The organism is Pseudomonas sp. 05T35 (assembly GCF_056396605.1).
The window spans coordinates 1-937 of sequence record NZ_JBFTLU010000794.1 but is presented as its reverse complement, the minus strand read 5'-3'; the positions used below and the strand labels follow the sequence as shown (position 1 = coordinate 937).

Sequence of the window (937 nt, the reverse complement as noted above, 5' to 3'; positions counted from 1 at the left end):
CGTGAAACCTGCGCCTGCGGTGAACCTGAAACTCCGCGTTGCCTGATTCTACGACTGCTGCGCCCGAACGCGGACCGAGCCGAACGCAGGCTGCGCCAGCTGCTACGGGAATTGCGTGGCCCCTCTGGTTTTGCCGTACCACCCGTGACGCTCCCTCTCGGGAGCGATCAATAGCGGACGGCCACTCAGAAGCCGTTGTTCTCAAGCAACTGCGCAACGCTGCCCGCTGCCGGGCGCTTGTAATACTTGAGCAGTTCGCTGGCGCGGTTGGTGAAGATGCCATCGACACCGGCGTCCATGACCTTCTTGTAATCCACCGCATCGTCGATGGTGTAGACGTGCACCAACATGCCTTTGTCGTGGGTGTACTGGTTCATCCACGGTTGCACCAGGTCCGAATAGCTTTGATCGCCGCCGTTGGTCAACGCTGCCGAAGGGCCCGTACCGACGGCACCCTGAGACTTGGCGTAGTCGACCCATTGCTCGAATTCGGCTTTGTCCTTGGGTTCCTGTTTGGCGTAGTAGGTGGCTTTATCCTTGTCGCCGGATTCGGCGAAGGTCACCTTCGACTTGGGCTCGATGCTGCCTTCGCCCACCCACAGCAGAAGAATCTTCGGCACTTGCGGCATTTCTTTTTGCAGCAGTTCAAGGCTGCTCTTCTCGAAGGTTTGCAGGATCACTTTGCCTTTACCCTGACCGACGCTCAGCTCGCTTTTGGCCAGTTTGGAACCTGCCGGGCTCAGCCAGCCACGGTCCTGAAGCTTGTCCTTGAGGTCGCGCTCGATGCCGGGAAATTGCTTTGGCTCTTTGGTTTCGATGTAAAGCCCTGGCTTGTGCAGCGGGTTGCCTTCGGCGATATCGATGATTTCGTCGAGGGTCAGGATTCTCAGGCCGGCGTAACTGGCGCGTGCGCGATCCGGGTGTGCGGTGTTGAACC

General features: G+C 59.0%; 1 protein-coding gene. It reads right to left on the bottom strand.

Features of this window, described 5'->3' with window-relative positions; translation table 11 throughout:
- Positions 1–185: 185 nt before the first annotated feature.
- On the bottom strand, positions 186–937 hold a 752-nt coding region (locus AC1DH9_RS29895), incomplete at its 5' end, for a glycerophosphodiester phosphodiesterase family protein (RefSeq protein ID WP_477809422.1).